We start from the raw sequence: 15,105 nt of genomic DNA, 5'->3' as shown, positions 1-15,105 counted from the left end.
GGTGGCGGAGGCGCGCGAGCGGGACGAGGTGATCATCCGCACCGTGCAGACGGGGTTCGACCGGGAGACGGGGGAGGCGGTGTACGAGGACGAGGTGATGGACCTCACGGCCCTGCCGTACATCGTGATCATCGTGGACGAGATGGCCGACCTGATGATGGTGGCCGGCAAGGACATCGAGGGGGCGATCCAGCGCCTGGCGCAGATGGCCCGCGCGGCGGGCATCCACCTGATCATGGCGACGCAGCGTCCCTCGGTGGACGTGATCACCGGCACGATCAAGGCGAACTTCCCGACCCGGATCTCCTTCCAGGTGACGAGCAAGATCGACTCGCGGACGATTCTCGGCGAGATGGGGGCCGAGCAGCTGCTGGGCCAGGGCGACATGCTGTTCATGGCCGGCGGCGGGCGCACCACGCGCGTGCACGGCCCGTTCTGCTCGGACGACGAGGTCGAGGCGGTCGTGGCCCATCTCAAGCGGCAGGGCCGGCCCGCCTATCTCGACGCGATCACCACCGAGGACGGCGAGGAGACCGCCTCCCAGGGCGAGGGCGGCGGTTTCGATCCGGGGGCCGGGGCTGAGAGCGGCGACCTCTACGAGCAGGCGGTGGCGGTGGTGCTGCGGGACAAGAAGGCGTCGACGAGCTACATCCAGCGGCGGCTGCAGATCGGCTACAACCGGGCGGCCTCGCTGATGGAGCGGATGGAGCGCGAGGGCATCGTCGGTCCCGCCAACCACGCCGGCAAGCGCGAGATCCTGGTCGAGCCCGAAGGGCACGACGCGTAGCGCGGGCCGGCGCCGGGCCGGCCCGCTTCCGATCCGGCCGCCTCGCTGCGGGGCCGGGCGCGAGGCTCAGCGGTCGTGCCGGCCCTCCCTCACCTCCTCGATGATCTTGGCCGAGAAGGCGTCGAGGTCGCCGGGATTGCGGCTGGTGATGATGCCCTTGTCGGTGACCACCGCCTCGTCTCGCCACTCGGCGCCGGCATTGACGACATCGGTCTTGATCGAGGCGTAGGAGGTCATCTTGCGCCCCTTGGCGGCGCCGACCTCCACCAGCAGCCAGGGCGCGTGGCAGATCGCCGCCACGACCTTCCCGCTGCCGAGGAAGCTGCGCAGCACGTCGAGGGCCTTCGGTTCGAGCCGCAGCTTGTCCGGGTTGATCTGACCGCCGGGCAGCACGAGCGCGTCATAGGCGTTCGCATCGATGTCTTCGATGTCGGCATCGACGCTCACCGGCCGGCCCCAATCCGTCTTGTCCCAGCCGCGGATCGAGTCAGGGGCCTGGCGCGACGTGGGGGCCGCCACCGTCACCTGGGCTCCGGCCTCGGTGAGCTTGGCCTTCGGCACCTCCAGCTCGGATTGCTCGAAGCCGTCCGTCGCCATGATGAGGATCTTCGCCGCCTTGATGTCGGGCATGGGGGTCTCCGCGATGCTGGGATCCGGGGCAACCGGGCACCTTCGTGCCTGTTCCCATCGGAAACCGCTGCCGGAACCGCTCCGGCGCGGTCCGGTTGTCCTCGACAGCCCGCAACGAGAGGAGGCACGAGCATGGCCAATCCCGGCATGCCCAATCCCGACCCGAATCCGGGCGGCATCATCCCGGGCGACGTCCCCCCTCCCCCGGGGCCGGACGACCTGCCGGATACCGGCCCGACCGGACCGCGCACGCCCTACCCGGTGAACGATCCGGGCGTCAGCGACCCCAAGGGACCCGGCTCCGAGCCCGACTACCTGCCGGGCGGACCGACCAACCCCGGAACGCGCTTCTGAGGGGTTTTCAGTGGCCGCCGTGCGACGTGCGCACGTCGCGCGGCGCGCTCAGGATCTGGTTGAGGCTGGTGGCGACGTGACGCGCCTCCTCATCCGTGAGGCGCAGCTGGAAGGGCGGCAGAGCCCCGGCCTGCAGGGCGACGACGGCCTGACCGCTCTCGTCGGTGCCGACCTCGATCACCGACGAGGTCACGTCCAGCATGGCGACGCTCTCCTCGTCGAAGTCGTCCGCGTCGGGCTCCTCGCCTTCGTCGATGGCGGTGAGCAATTGGCCGACCGCGCGCACCAGGGCACGGGCCGCCCGGGCGTCCATCACCACCGCGGTCGCCTGATCGTCCTTCTGGAACGAGAGTTGGATGTTGCCGCCTTCGAGGGAGACCGAGATACCCGCCATGCAATCCGACCGTCTGTTCTTGGCTCCTATATGGGGAGAGCGGCACGGATGCGACAGGCAAGGTTGCGTATGGCACCCGAACGGTCCGCACATCGGAGCGTTGACGGGGGGAGCGAAGCGGCCGCGAGGACCGCGCCCGCATCCCCGGAGAGGGTCATGGCCCGCACCACCGACGCGCAGAAATCCACGATCGCCCGCGTGATGCACGCCTACAAGGAAGGCGATCTCGACCAGCGCAACGGCGAACCCGTGACGAATCCCAAGCAGGCGATCGCCATCGCGCTGCGCGAGGCCGGCGCCTCGAACCAGGAAACGCCCGCGCAGAACCGCGCCACCTTCCGCCGCACTCGCAGCAAGGAGCGCGAGACCCGCGCGGAAGCGACGCGCGCCGCGCTCTACGCGGAAGCGAAGCGCCGGAACATCCCGGGCCGCTCGCGCATGAGCCGGGGAGAACTGGAGCAGGCTCTCAACCGTTGAGCGGGCTCCCTCTCCCGGCGAGAGTCCCGACAAAGAGGCAGCGCATGAGTTCGAAGCAGCCGAAGACCACCACGCCGACCGACGCCGACCTGAAGGGCAATCCCGGCATCGGCACCAGCAAGGGCATGACGCGCTCGGGCGGCGACCCCGAGGACATCGCGGGTGCCAACACCTTCGAGGGCGACGTGGAGAACGACGTCACGCGCGAGGGCGGGGTCGATCCGAACCAGCGCGGACGCACCAATCCCTGATCTGCGCCGGCCCGGGGACCACACGGCCTTGTTGCGGCCTCATACCCACCCTACATGGTGTGAGGCGGCAGGACCCGGCCACACGCGCCTCAGGCGCCACCGTTCTCCGGGTCGCCCGATCCCCACCGCAGTCTCTGACGTGCCAACCGGCCCGCCAGGCCGCTCCGGTCGGGGATTTTCTGCACGAGACGAGGACTACGCTTTTGAATACTGGTACTGTCAAGTGGTTTAACGACCAGAAGGGCTACGGCTTCATTCAGCCGGATGATGGCGGCAAGGACGTCTTCGTCCACATCTCGGCGGTGGAGCGGGCCGGACTGCGCGGCCTCGTGGAAGGTCAGAAGATCTCCTACGAGCTGCAGACCGACAAGCGCAGCGGCAAGACCTCGGCCGGCAACCTTCAGGCGGAATGACGTCCGCGGCCCGGGCCGTTCAGGCCCGGTGCCGTCGCAGACCGCCGTCCGTCGACGCCACGTCAGGGCCTTGAGCGCCCGCGGCGTGGCGGCGGATCGGCACTCCCACCGGGAGGCATTCTCGATGCCTCCTGGCAGGAGGCGGGCAACCGGAGGCCGTCACGACGGCTCTGCGGACCGCACCGGAGGATCGGCCCTGCCGCCCCTTCGCATCAAAACGTCACAGACGCGCCCTAAAATGGGAGCGTCGCAAGGATAGAAGAAAAGGCATGTTGTTCGAGTTCACCCGGCGCTCCGGCGCCCCGACCGTCTTCAATGACGGCACGACCTTCCATGTCGACCAGATCAGCCGCTTCGGTGCGGGCGAAGGCCCGACCGACGTGAGCCATCTCATCGACAGGAGCTACGGCTACCACTCGTCGCGCGAATTGCAGTGGCACTTGGCCGATCGCTTCGGCCTCGCGCCGAACGCGGTGGCCCTGCGCGAAGCGCACTGACGGCGGCGAGCCAGAGCCGCGATCGAGGCGGGCGGCACCAGGTGCCGGCCCGCCTTTGCTTTGTCGGGACCCCTGCGCCATCTTGATCGCGCCTCGCGGGCGGCTAAGCTCCCCCGAAACCAGCGGGGAGAGGACGGCCATGCTGACGAGGCGCGGTTTCGCGGGGTGCGTGCTGTGCACGCTCACGGCCGGAGCGACCGCCACTGCGGTCTCGGCCCAGCAGGGCGGCATCACCCGCACCATCATCGGCAAGGCCGATCTGCCGGACGGCAAGTTCGTGTCGATCCTCGCTGCCGTCGAGCTGGCGCCGGAGGCCGTCATCGCGCGGCACACGCATCCGGGCGTCGAAGCCGCCATCGTCACGGAGGGCGCGTTCGACCTGAGCGTCGACGGCCTGCCGGACCGCACCGTCAAGGCGGGCGAGGGCTACCTCGTCCCGACCGGCGCCATCCACTCGGCGCGCAACCGGTCCGCCACCACCAAGCTCGCCATCACCTACACGGTGGAGAAGGACAAGCCGCTCGCCTCACCCGCGTGAGCCCGCTCAGGCGTGGCGGCTGCTCATCGAGCCGGCGAGGCTGATGCGCCGCCCGACCGGGCTGAGGCGCTCGGCGGGGCGCGCGGTCCGGCTGCGCGACTGGGCGTAGAGCACCGCTCCGGCCACGCCCGCCACCTGCACCAGATCCGTCTCCGCGCAGGTCGCGGCGACCCGCAGGCCGATCTCGTGCGTATGGCTCTTGCCGTACAGGTAGGCCGCGAGCCGCGCCCGGGTGCGGTCCGGGATGCCGGCGACGATCGTGTCGACCGTCTCGGAATCACCCCGGTAGAGCGCACCCAGCGTGGCCAGCGGCACGGGGCAGTCGGACTCGTCGATCGTCTGGGATCCGGTCTTCGTCAGCACCATGGCGCACCTGAGGGTTGATGCCCGTGAAGGTCGCGCCGCGCGGTAAACGAAGTGTTAACCCGATCCGGACTGGGGCAGGATTCGTTATCAATTGGAAGTGACTGGCAGAGAGGACACACCTCGCCCGTCTGCGCTGGTCAAGGATGGCGGTGGATGGGGTCGACCCAGTAGACCGTCTCGGGCGGCTCGACCGGTTCGACATGCGGCAGGTTGACCACCACGGCCTCGTTGTCCGAGCGCACCAGCACGCATTCCAGCGGCTCGTCCGGCGAGGCGTTGATCTCCTGGTGCGGCACGTAAGGAGGCACGTAGATGAAATCCCCCGGCCCGGCCTCCGCGGTGAATTCCAGCCGCTCGCCCCAGCGCATGCGCGCCCGCCCGCGCACCACGTAGATCACGCTCTCCAGGGCGCCGTGATGGTGCACCCCGGTCTTGGCATCGGGCTGGATCGCCACGGTCCCGGCCCAGATCCTCTGCGCGCCCACCCGGGCGTGGTTGATCGCCGCCTGCCGGAACATGCCGGGCGTCTGGGCCGTGTTGGGATCGAGCCGGTCGCCGGTGATGACCCGGACCCCGTCGTGCTTCCAGCGCGCGCCCTCCTCGTCGTGCCCGTGCTGGTGCTCTTGCGGATGTTCGTGCGCCTCGCCCGACATGCCCTGCTCTCCCCGGAAGCCGGCGGCCATTCTGCGCCAGCCCGCCCCGGCACGCCAGGGGGAGCCTCGCTATCGTTCGTTAAAGAGAACGGCGTTGGTCGGGAAGGCCGGTTCTGGCGAGATAAGTCGAGGGAAGTGCAGCGTTCCTTTCGCCGTACAGCGCGCGGGGAGGCCAGCCTTCTCTCTGAAACTGTTCTATAGAAAGAACATTCCGGTTGACACAGGGCGGTGCGGCCCCGATCCTGTCCTGGCACCCGATCCCACGGCACCGCCGCGGCGGGGGCGCCCCGCGATGCCGGCCTCAGGGTTCCGGCCTCTTGCGTCACCGGAGATGCTGCGATGCAGCCCGACCCCAGACGAGTCCGTCAGGCCCGGCGAATGCCCGTGAGCGTGCGTGACTGCTGTCGCGCCGGCTGCTGAGACCGCCCGACACCCCTCGCAGACATCCCCGTTCGACCGCACCCGGCCGTCCAGGCGGCGGCCCAGAGGATCAGGCACGCCATGCAGTCAGCCCGCATCGTCGAGGTCGACGAGACCTCCGCCGGCATCGTCGTCCCGGAGGACCGGGGCTACCGGTTCTTCGCCGCCCATCCGGATTTTTATCGGTTGGAGGGGCACATCTTCCGCAGCCCCCGCCACGCCACCCGCGCCGCCCGCGAGCTGCGCGAGACGCGCAGCCGCCCGCGGCGGCACTGAGGCCTACGCTGGAACGAGAGATGCCGCGGCTCCCGAATGGGCCGCGGCACCCATGATCAGCGGTTGCGCGCCAGCAGCAGGATCCAGCCGATCCCGATGGTGAGCACCAGGATGCCGATGGTGGCGAAGGCCGGGGTGCCGTGCTCCATCAGCTTCGGGGCGAGCTGCGTCGCGAAGGCGGCCACGACCAGCCCCACCGCCACTCGCGCCGCCGCCCGCTCGATGCCGCGGGTCAGCTTGTCCATGCCCTTGAGTTCGATCTCGACCGTCACCCGCCCCTGCTTGAGGCGCACCAGCATCAGGTGGACCAGGGTCGGCAGTTCCGAGGCCGCGCCGTAGAGCCCGGCGGCGAGCCCTTCGAAGCGGGTCTTGACCTCCTTCATCGAGAAGCGGGTGCGCATCGTGCGGCGCACCGTGGGGCCGGCCGCGGCGAAGAGGTCGAAGTTCGGATCGAGCTGGCGCATCACCCCGTCGGCCGTCACCAGCCCCTTGAACAGGATGGCGAGGTCGGTCGGCATGGCGAGGTCGTTCTCGCGCGCCATGGTCATGAAGTCGGTGAGCACGAGGCCGAGATTGAGGGTCGTGCCGTTGTGGCGCGTCACGAAGGCCTGCGAGGCGGCCTCCAGGCGCGTGAGGTCGGGATTGCTGCCGCCGGTCCAGTCGAGCAGCACGGCCATCAGCCCGTCCGCATCCTCCTTCAGCATCGCTCCGATCAGGATCAGGAGCTGGGCGCGCCGCCGCTGCGACAGCCGCCCGACGATGCCGAAATCCACGAAGGCGAGCCGGTTGCCGGGCATCGCCAGCAGGTTGCCGGGATGCGGGTCGGCGTGGAAGATGCCCTCGATCAGCGACATGTGCAGGAAGGCGTCGGTGCCGCGCTGGGCCAGGATCACGCGGTCGAGGCCCACCTCCTCCAGCCGCTTGATGTCGGTGGGCGGCACGCCGTGGATGAACTCCTGCACGAGCACGCGCTCGGAGGTCCAGTCCCAGTAGATCTTCGGGAAGACGATGTCGTCGCGGTCGGCGAACAGCCCCGCCAGCAACTCGCAGTTGCGCGCCTCGTTGAGGAGGTCGAGTTCCTCGCGCAGCCCGTTGGCGATGTGGCGCATCTGCTCGTGCGGCCGGTAGCGCACCATCTCGGGCCACTCGCTCTCGACGATGCGGGCGGCGTGGGAGAGCAGGCGCAGGTCCGCCTCGATGATCTTCTGCACGCCCGGCCGGCGCACCTTGACGATCACCTCCTCGCCGCTCTCCAGCCGCGCCCGGTAGACCTGGGCGATGGACGCGGAGGCGAGCGGGTTGGTGTCGAACTCCGAAAAAATCTCGCTCGGGGGCGCCCCGAGATCGGCTTCGAGCTGCGGGCGGATCACGTCCCACGGCACCGGGGCGACGCGGTCGTGCAGCTTACCGAGTTCCTCGGTCCATTGCGGGGTCAGCAGGTCGGCGCGGCTCGCCATCACCTGCCCGATCTTGACGAAGGTCGGCCCCAGCGCCTCGATCGCCCGGCGCATGCGTTCGGGCTGCGACAAGCGGGTCACGTCGACCGCCGGCGTGCTGCGCCAGGACAGCCGCGGGATCGCCCGCAGGCCGAGGCGGTCGACGACCTGGTTCACGCCGAACCCGATCAGGATGCCGGCGATCTCCTGGAGGCGCTGGCGGTCGCGCGCGGCGACGAAGGCGGTTTTCAGCATCTGTGCGTCGGCTCAACCCGGCTGCCGTGACTGTCGAATCCCAGGGTCCGGCCGCGGATGCAAGGCCCCGGCCCGAGAGCACGGCGCGGCGCAAGGTCCGGCCGCGGCGCAGCCTGATCGCCCCGCCGACTACCGGCGCAACGCGGCTTTACTTGGGCGACGCAAGTTGCGCCAGGAAAGATGCGTTCGGACGATCGGGCCGCGGTCAGAGCCTGCGGCGCATCGGCGGCACCGTCTCCCCGGGTGCCGCCGCCAGCCCATACTCGACGTCGAAGAAGCGGCGCACCGCCGGCACGTAGCGGGCGTTGAAGCGGGGATCGACGTGGGGGAAGCCGGAGGCTTCGAGCGCGGGAAACAGCGCCTCGGCCTCCGCCGCCCGCGCCTTGCCGACGAGCGCCACCGCGATCTCGGCGTCGCTTGCGAATTCGGGCAGGCCCGCCAAGCCGCGCACTCCCTTCATGCCCCTCTCCCTCGCGGCACCCCCCGCCGGCGGTCCTGCCGCGCGCCGGAACGAGCCCGGGGGCGGACCGCCGTGCCGTGGTCGACCGACCGCCAGATGAGGGCGCCCGATCGGGACAATCAAGCCATGAAAAACCCCTCTCCCGCGTGGGAGAAGGGTTCCGGCCTTCAAGACACCAGCCTCCAAGACCATGCCGCCGCGCACCGACGGCCAGGATGGAACCCGATCGGCCGGCCGCGGAGGACGGGGCCTCCGGCCGGCCGAGGCAGGTTACTGGCGAGCGCCCGAGGCGCCCTGCCCGCCCGACGAGCCGCCCGAGGAACCACCCATGCCGCCGCCCATGCCGCCGCCCGCACCGCGGCCGGTGCTGCCGGTGGTCTCGGGCGAGGCGCCGCGGCCCTGGCCGGCATTCTGGCCCATGCCGCCCTGGTTGCCGCCGCGCTCGCGCGTGCCGCCCTGGGCCTGCTCACCGCGCTGCTGGCCGCCCATGCGATCCTGCGTGTTGCGGTCCTGGCTCATGCGGTCTTGGCTCATGCGGTCCTGGCCCGTCCGCTGCTCGCCGCGGTTCCGCTCCGCGGTGCTGCGGGTGTCCTCCCGGCGGTCGGTGCGGGCCTCGTCGCGGCGATCGCGCACCGAGGTGGAGGTCCGCTCGCTGCTGCGCACGTCGACGCGGTCGCGCACACGCTCGCCCCGCACGCCGACGCTGCCCGTCACGCTCGACCGCTCGGACACGATGAGGCGGCGATACTCGGGCGAGTTGTAGAGGACGCGCTGGCCGCGCACCACGACGTAGCGGGCCGGGCCGCTCTTCTCGCGGATCACGAGGCGGCGGTACTCGGGCGAGCCCACGCGCACGCGCCGACCCTGGATCACCACGAACTCGGTGCCGCCCGCGCGGTAGCCGCGCTTCTGGCGCTGCTCGACGACCACGAGGCGACGGTACTCGGGCGAGCCGTACACCACGCGCTGGCCGCTGATCGTCACCATGCGGCGGCCGCCCGTGCCGACCGAGACCCGCTCCTCACGGCTGCTCGTGCGCACGCTGCGCTCGTCGCGCGTCCGGTCGAAGCGCTCGGCCCGGTCGCCGCGCTGCTCGCGCATCTCGTCGCGGCCCGCCCGGCGGGCGTCGCGGTCGCGCTCGCCCATGCCGGCCTCGCGGCCGCCGCGGGCCTCGTCGCGCCCTTCGCGCGCGCCCATCTCCTGCCCGCGGTTGCGGCCCTGGCTGGCCTCCTGCTGCTCCCGACCGCCCTGGCCCTCGCGCATGCCGCGCTCGCCGCGCGCGCTCTGCTCGCCCCGGGCGCCCATCTCGCCGCCGCGGCTCGCGGAGGCTCCGCCCATCTCGCCGCCGCGACCGCCGGACGACCCGCCCGAGGCGCCCATCGACGCGCCGCCCGGCGATCCGGCCCCGCCGGCACCGCCGCCGCCGCCGCCGCTCTGCGCGAACACCGACGTGCTGATCAGCAGCGCCGCCAGACCAACGCCCAAACGTCCCATGGATGTTCTCGTCATGATTGGATCTCCACGCTGAAGGTGGCATCGAAACGTCGAGTTGGAATAATCGTTCCGCGGCATGAGCGGCCCATGAGCCTGGTCTTAACAGTCAAGCTGGACATCTCGGCTGTTGTGCATTGCACACGCCTTTCCGCCGCCCGGCCACGCGGAATGACAGGCGGGCGCGTCGATCCCCCTTGGACACTCTCGCCGGCCATCCGCGGCTTCGGGGGGCATCGATCCGGAACCGTCCGGCGCGGGCGGCGTTTCTGCGGGCCGCTACCGCGGGCGTGTCCGCGCGACCGCGTGCGCGCGGCGGCACCCGAGGCAGAGTGACAGGCGGATCATGGCGGCGGAGGGCAGGACGGCGGAGAGGCCCAGGACGATGCCCGACGGTGCAAGGCGCGCGCCCTCCGAGTCGGGACGGACGCCTCCGTCCGGGCGGGACTGGCTGAATCTCGGCTCGACGCCCGCTGTAGGCGGGACGCCCACGACGGGCGGCACGACCGCCACGGGCCGGTTCGCCGCCAATCCCTGGGCCGATCGCCTGCGCCAGAGCGCGGGCCGGACCCGGTCCTCGCTCGGCGGACATTGGCAGCCGGCCCTCGCGGCGCGCATCGCCCCGCTCCGCTCCGCGGCCGAGCGGGTCGGCGGACGCATCGGTTCGCACCCGATGACGCGCGAGGCCTCGAACCGCTGGCAGCGTGCCGCCGAGGCGGCCTCCCGCGTGCCCTGGGGCCGCCTCTCCCTCGCGGCTCTCCTGCTGACGATCGGTCTCGTCCTGGCGATCCTGGCGTGGTGCGCCGCGACGCTGCCCTCGCTCGCGGACAAGCCGCCCACGGCGTCCCCGGTGACGGTGCAGGCCCAGGACGGCGAGACCCTGGCGCTGCGCGGAGATATGCGCGGACGGGCGCTCGCGCCCGGCGACATCGCCCCGGTGATGAAGCGGGCGCTCATCGCCGCGCAGGACCCCTGGTTCGAGGATGTCCGGGCGCTCGACGCGACCGGGATCTTCAGCGTGGTGCGGGGGGCCTTCCGGGAGACGGTCGGGGCAGGACTGCGCGACGGCAGCGCCCGCCTGACCCAGCTCCTCGTGCGCCGCAACCTCCTGGCGGGCGAGCGCGGCTTCGTGCCCTCCGTGCAGGAGGCCATGCTGGTGCTGTGGCTCGAAGCCCGCGCCTCCAAGGACGCGATCCTGACCCGCTCCCTCAACACCGCGTCGTTCGGACCGGACCTCGTCGGGCTCGACGCCGCCGCGCGCCGGGTGCTGGGCAAGGAGGCGCGCGATCTCTCGGCCGCCGAGGCCGCGCTGCTCGCCGGCCTCACCCTGCCGCCCGCCGACCTGCGGGCCGACCGCGATCTCGACGCCGCCCGCGCCCGCGCCCGGCGGGTGCTCGACGGCATGGTGATGACCGGCGCCCTCTCGCGCGCGCAGGCCGACGAGGCGGGCCGGGCATTGGCCGGGCTGGCGCTGCCGGGCGCGACGCCCGCCACGCGCAGCGGCCTGCCCGACCTCGCGGCGGCCGCCGCCCACGACCGGCTCGGCGGGGGATTCCGCGAGGCCACCCTGCGCACCTCCCTCGACCGCGGCCTCCAGGGCATGGCCGAGAAGGCGGTCGAGCGCCGCCTCGATGCGAACGCCCGCCGCCGCGGCGCCCGCGCGGCCCTCGTCGCGCTGGGTCAGGACGGCGCCGTCCTGGCGGTTTTCGGCACCGGAAGCCCGCTCGCGGCCGACGAGGCCGGACGCGCGAGTGCCCAAGTGAGCCTGCGCCGCATCCAGCGCGATGGGCGGCCGGTCTTCGACCGCCTGCGCGCGCCCACGCTCTCACCGGCCGCCCTGCGGATGCGGGCCTACGGCCTGCTCGCCGCCCTGGCCCGCCCGCCCGAGGGCGACGGACCGCCCGGCGCGCGGGACGGCTTTTACGTCGCGGCGATCGGCGACATGACGGTCGGCGTGTGGTTCTCGGGCGAGGACGAGCGCACGCCCGAGGGCAGCGCCGGCGACGCCCCCGAGGCGATCTGGCAGGATTTTTCCGCCCAGGTCGCCAAGGCCCGCCCGACGCCCCCCGAGCCGCCCGCCCGCGAGAGCGCGCGCGAGGCCGGCACCCGCGATGCCGCCGCGCGAGAGACCGCCGGCCCGCGCGGCGCGTGGCAATCGCCGGAGGGCAAGGCCGCGGCCCCGCCGCTCCTGCGCGGCACGGCCCGGGTGATCGACACCGGCCGCCTGCGCATCGACGGCCAGACCATCCGCCTGGTCGGGGTCGAGGGCCAGGGCGGCCGGGTCGCCCGCGAGTTCCGCCAGTACCTGCGCAAGCGCGAGGTCGAGTGCGATCCGGCCGGCGAGGCGGACGTCTACCGCTGCCGCGCGGGCGCGCAGGATCTTTCCGAGGTCGTGCTGTTCAACGGCGCCGGCAAGGCCGCGCCCAACGCGCCCCCGGACCTCCAGGCGGCGGAGGCGAGCGCGAAGGCGCGGCAGGCCGGGGTTTGGCAGAACTGAGCGCGCAGGCCTACGCCGCCGGCGCCTTGCGCTGGCGGGCCTCCGCCCGGGCGCGGGCGAGGCCCTCGGGGCCGAGATCGAGGGCGAGGCGGACCGCCTCCTCGACGTAGGCCTGCGGCGTGAGGCCCGCCTGCTTGGCCGCGCGGCTGAGCTGGAGCCCGAGGGCGCCGTCGATGGCGATGCCGGTGCGCGGCTTGTCGGGCGCGGGCGCCGGGACCGGCGCGGGGCGCGGGCTCGCGGGCAGAAGGCCCAGCGCCTGCCGCCGGCCCTCGGTGGCCAGCCGGTCGGCGCGCTCGTTGCCCTCCTCCCCCGCGTGGCCCCGCACCCAGACCCAGCGCACGTCGCGCGCCGCCGCGAGGGCGTCGAGCCGCTGCATCAGGTCGATGTTCTTCACCTCGCCGGTGGTGGTGCGCCAGCCCTTCGCCTTCCAGCCCCGCATCCACTCGGTGACGGACTTCACCACGTACTGGCTGTCGCAGCGCATCTCGATCGCCGCGCCCTCGGAAAAATGCTCGAGCGCCCGGATCGCCGCCGTCAGCTCCATGCGGTTGTTGGTGCTGGCGCGCTCGCCGCCGCACAGCTCGATCGGTCCCTCGGGCGCCAGGATGACGACGCCCCAGCCCCCCGGGCCGGGATTGGGATCGCAGCCGCCGTCGGCGTAGACGATGGTTCGCATGGGGTCTCCTCGTGAGGCGGACGTGGCAGACCCTTGCCTGCCGCCATCCGGGCCGCGCCGCAACCGCGGGGCGCGCAACCCTCGCACCGATTCCTGAACGAAGCGCGTCCGGCTCAGAACCGCGCGTTCACGAACAGGCGCAGGCTGCGCCCCGGCAGCGCCACCTCGTCCTTCCGGAAGGAGGCGGCGTTGCGGATCACGTCGTCGAGGAGATTGCTGCCGTAGAGGCCGAACGTCACCTCGCTCCAGCCGGTCGCCGCGCGGTCGAGCGGCTTGGTGTAGCTGATCTCGGCCCGCAGGTTGTCGTAGCCGGGCGTCGGGGTCTCGAAGGGCGAGGTCTGCGTCTGCGCGAAGGCGTGCAGGAGGTTGAGGCGCGCGAGCCATCCCTCCGCCCGCAGGAAGACGCCGCCGCCGACCCGGTGCGGCGGGATGCGCGGCACGAAGGTGCCGTCGTCGAAGGTCGCCCGGACGTAGTCGTACTGCGCCTCGATGCCGGCGAAGCCCGTCCCCACCGGCAGCAGATCGAGCTGGGCCGCGATCTCCGCCCCGTGGAAGGTCGCGTTCTGCTGCGAGTAGACCACCTGATCGAGTTCGTCGCCGCCGCCGCAGGTCGCAAAATCGTCGTCGCAGCGCACGCCCGTCAGGCGCTTGTAGATGAAGCCGGTGTAGCGGGTGTGGTAGCCCGTCGCCTCGAACCGGAACGGGCCGAGGGCGCGGCGCAGGCTCACCTCGACGCTGCGCGCGCGCTCCTTCTTCAGGTTCGGATCGCCGATCTCGAAGGTGCCGGTCGCGTCGTGCGGCCCGCGCGAATAGAGCTCGAAGGCGGAGGGCGCGCGCTCGACGTAGCTGAGGTTGACGCTGCCGACGAAGCCGAAGGGCAGCTCCTGCAGGGCGCCGACGCTGACGCTCTTGGGCGCGAAACGGCGGCGCCGGCCGTAGGAGAGCGGGTCTTCGCCCTCGACGGGCAGGAAGTCGCCGGGAAACTGGGTCGCGGTGCCGGTGGAGCGCGCCCCCTCGATGCGGCCGGCCGCCTGGAGGCGCAGGCCCTGGCCGAGAGCGAGTTCCTCGAACAGGTAGAGGGCGTTGGTGCGCGAATCGGTCGGCGCCAGCAGCGTGTTCGCCTCGCCCGAGGTGCCGAGCACGCGCCTGTCCGCCTGGAGGCCGAGCGCCCCGGTGAGCGTGCCGAAGGGCAGTTGCACCGGCACGTGCTGGAGTTCGAGCCGCCCCTCGGCCTCGCGGTTCTTGAAGGTCGCCTGGATGCCGTCGACGCCGTCGTCGCCGATCCCGATCTCGTTGTGCTTGTAGACCGAGCCGCCGAACCAGAAGCGGATCGCCTCCACCGGCCCGTCGAGGGGGCGGACCTCGCCCTGGGCCTGGAGCTTGTCCTGCGTCGGGTCGAGGCGGGTGCGCCGCTCCGCCGCCTCGCGGCCCGGGATCTGGTAGAGCGCATCGAAATGGCTGAAGGCGAGGCCGACGAAGCCGCGCTCGAACAGGTAAGACATGCCCACGGCGCCGCCCTGGGATTCGGCCGCGGAGTTGCGCTGGATGCCGAGCGGCGTGCGGTAGCTGTCCTGCGCCGTGCGGAAGCCGTCGGCGTGGAACACCACGGTCTCGCCGCCCGCCTCGACGCTCGCCGCCCCGTTGCGGCCGTTCTCCGCGGAACCGTAGCCCCCGAGCACCTGGCCGGTGAGGCCGTTCGGCGGCACGAAGCGCGGGATGCGGCGATTCTCGGCGCTGACCACGCCGCCGATCGCTTGGCTGCCGTAGCGCAGGGTCGCGGGGCCGCGGATCACCTCGATGCGGTCGTTGACCAGCGGGTTGATCGGCACCGCGTGGTCCTCGCCGAGGTCCGACACGTCCTGGACGCCGATCCCGTTTTCCTGGATGCGCACGCGCGAAGTGTCGAGGCCGCGGATGATCGGCCGGCTCGCCGCGCCCGGCGCGTAGGTGGTGGCCGAGAGGCCGGGCCGGTCGAACAGGGCGTCGCCGAGCGTCCGCGGCTGCTCGCGGACGATCTCGCTGCGGCCGACGATCGTCACCGGCGAAAACGTGTCGGTGAGCACCGGCAGCACGCCGGGGGTCAGGCCGCCAGTCCCCGGGGCGAGCGGGCGCGGCACGATCGGGCTCGGCGAGGCGACCGTGATCTCGTCGAGCCGCACGTCCTGCGCCCGGGCGGGCGCGGCGGCGCAGGCCGCCAGGAGGATCATCGCCCGTACCCGTCGTCCCGTCCGTTC

At 72.2% G+C, this 15,105-nt stretch carries 18 protein-coding genes; 9 read left to right on the top strand and 9 right to left on the bottom strand.

The annotated features are described in order from the left end of the window. On the top strand, positions 1-787 hold a 787-nt coding region (locus ACKUB9_RS08905; RefSeq protein ID WP_410825802.1), incomplete at its 5' end, for a DNA translocase FtsK. 66 nt (positions 788-853) lie between these two features. Here ACKUB9_RS08905 and ACKUB9_RS08900 read toward each other — a convergent pair. After that, positions 854-1,417 (bottom strand): type 1 glutamine amidotransferase domain-containing protein, encoded by a 564-nt coding sequence (locus tag ACKUB9_RS08900; RefSeq protein ID WP_407520483.1) that lies wholly within the window; start codon positions 1,415-1,417, stop codon positions 854-856. 132 nt (positions 1,418-1,549) lie between these two features. Here ACKUB9_RS08900 and ACKUB9_RS08895 point away from each other — a divergent pair, with 132 nt between their 5' ends. Beyond that, positions 1,550-1,771 (top strand): hypothetical protein, encoded by a 222-nt coding sequence (locus tag ACKUB9_RS08895; RefSeq protein WP_407520485.1) that lies wholly within the window; start codon positions 1,550-1,552, stop codon positions 1,769-1,771. A 7-nt stretch (positions 1,772-1,778) separates the two neighbouring features. Here ACKUB9_RS08895 and ACKUB9_RS08890 read toward each other — a convergent pair whose 3' ends face one another. Next, complete coding sequence (locus ACKUB9_RS08890; RefSeq protein WP_407520487.1) at positions 1,779-2,165, bottom strand: hypothetical protein; 387 nt, start codon at positions 2,163-2,165, stop codon at positions 1,779-1,781. Positions 2,166-2,321: 156 nt separating this feature from the next. Here ACKUB9_RS08890 and ACKUB9_RS08885 point away from each other — a divergent pair, with 156 nt between their 5' ends. The 5 genes from ACKUB9_RS08885 (at position 2,322) to ACKUB9_RS08865 (ending at position 4,341) form a co-directional block, all read left to right on the top strand. After that, positions 2,322-2,642, top strand: coding sequence for a DUF6496 domain-containing protein (locus ACKUB9_RS08885; protein WP_407520489.1), 321 nt, complete (start codon positions 2,322-2,324; stop codon positions 2,640-2,642). Between the two features lie 44 nt (positions 2,643-2,686). After that, positions 2,687-2,893, top strand: coding sequence for a hypothetical protein (locus ACKUB9_RS08880; RefSeq protein WP_407520491.1), 207 nt, complete (start codon positions 2,687-2,689; stop codon positions 2,891-2,893). Positions 2,894-3,096: 203 nt separating this feature from the next. Next, positions 3,097-3,306: a cold-shock protein gene (locus ACKUB9_RS08875; RefSeq protein WP_407520493.1), complete on the top strand. Its 210-nt coding sequence runs from the start codon at positions 3,097-3,099 to the stop codon at positions 3,304-3,306. Between the two features lie 269 nt (positions 3,307-3,575). After that, positions 3,576-3,803 (top strand): AsnC family transcriptional regulator, encoded by a 228-nt coding sequence (locus tag ACKUB9_RS08870; RefSeq protein WP_407520495.1) that lies wholly within the window; start codon positions 3,576-3,578, stop codon positions 3,801-3,803. 139 nt (positions 3,804-3,942) lie between these two features. Continuing rightward, positions 3,943-4,341: a cupin domain-containing protein gene (locus tag ACKUB9_RS08865; protein WP_407520497.1), complete on the top strand. Its 399-nt coding sequence runs from the start codon at positions 3,943-3,945 to the stop codon at positions 4,339-4,341. Between the two features lie 6 nt (positions 4,342-4,347). Here ACKUB9_RS08865 and ACKUB9_RS08860 read toward each other — a convergent pair whose 3' ends face one another. Continuing rightward, positions 4,348-4,707: a hypothetical protein gene (locus tag ACKUB9_RS08860; RefSeq protein ID WP_407520499.1), complete on the bottom strand. Its 360-nt coding sequence runs from the start codon at positions 4,705-4,707 to the stop codon at positions 4,348-4,350. Positions 4,708-4,844: 137 nt separating this feature from the next. Continuing rightward, on the bottom strand, positions 4,845-5,360 hold the full coding sequence (locus ACKUB9_RS08855; RefSeq protein ID WP_407520501.1) for a cupin domain-containing protein: 516 nt from the start codon (positions 5,358-5,360) through the stop codon (positions 4,845-4,847). Between the two features lie 501 nt (positions 5,361-5,861). On the opposite strand from ACKUB9_RS08855, the gene ACKUB9_RS08850 reads away from it, so the two are divergent. Further along, positions 5,862-6,056 carry a hypothetical protein gene (locus ACKUB9_RS08850; protein ID WP_407520503.1) on the top strand — a complete coding sequence of 65 codons (195 nt, stop codon included), beginning with the start codon at positions 5,862-5,864 and terminating at the stop codon, positions 6,054-6,056. 56 nt (positions 6,057-6,112) lie between these two features. On the opposite strand, the gene ACKUB9_RS08845 is transcribed toward ACKUB9_RS08850, so the two are convergent. The 3 genes from ACKUB9_RS08845 to ACKUB9_RS08835 form a co-directional block, all read right to left on the bottom strand. Continuing rightward, on the bottom strand, positions 6,113-7,747 hold the full coding sequence (locus ACKUB9_RS08845; RefSeq protein ID WP_407520505.1) for an ABC1 kinase family protein: 1,635 nt from the start codon (positions 7,745-7,747) through the stop codon (positions 6,113-6,115). A gap of 205 nt (positions 7,748-7,952) precedes the next feature. Further along, positions 7,953-8,207, bottom strand: coding sequence for a hypothetical protein (locus tag ACKUB9_RS08840; protein WP_407520507.1), 255 nt, complete (start codon positions 8,205-8,207; stop codon positions 7,953-7,955). A gap of 270 nt (positions 8,208-8,477) precedes the next feature. Continuing rightward, the gene (locus ACKUB9_RS08835) at positions 8,478-9,701 is read right to left on the bottom strand and encodes a hypothetical protein (protein WP_407520509.1); all 1,224 of its coding nucleotides are present in this window, start codon (positions 9,699-9,701) and stop codon (positions 8,478-8,480) included. 382 nt (positions 9,702-10,083) lie between these two features. Here ACKUB9_RS08835 and ACKUB9_RS08830 point away from each other — a divergent pair, with 382 nt between their 5' ends. Then, the gene (locus tag ACKUB9_RS08830) at positions 10,084-12,195 is read left to right on the top strand and encodes a transglycosylase domain-containing protein (protein WP_407520511.1); all 2,112 of its coding nucleotides are present in this window, start codon (positions 10,084-10,086) and stop codon (positions 12,193-12,195) included. A gap of 10 nt (positions 12,196-12,205) precedes the next feature. Here the strand turns inward: ACKUB9_RS08830 and rnhA are convergent, their stop codons facing one another. Next, entirely contained in the window at positions 12,206-12,871 is a 666-nt protein-coding gene (rnhA, locus tag ACKUB9_RS08825; protein ID WP_407520513.1) for a ribonuclease HI, read from the bottom strand. Positions 12,872-12,984: 113 nt separating this feature from the next. Further along, on the bottom strand, positions 12,985-15,078 hold the full coding sequence (locus ACKUB9_RS08820; protein WP_407520515.1) for a TonB-dependent receptor: 2,094 nt from the start codon (positions 15,076-15,078) through the stop codon (positions 12,985-12,987). Between the last annotated feature and the right edge of the window lie 27 nt (positions 15,079-15,105).

The sequence above is a fragment of the Methylobacterium oryzisoli genome (assembly GCF_046557895.1).
Classification (GTDB): Bacteria; Pseudomonadota; Alphaproteobacteria; order Rhizobiales; family Beijerinckiaceae; genus Methylobacterium; species Methylobacterium oryzisoli.
The sequence above is the reverse complement of the archived record's forward strand: the minus strand, read 5'-3'. Positions and strand labels throughout refer to the sequence as shown.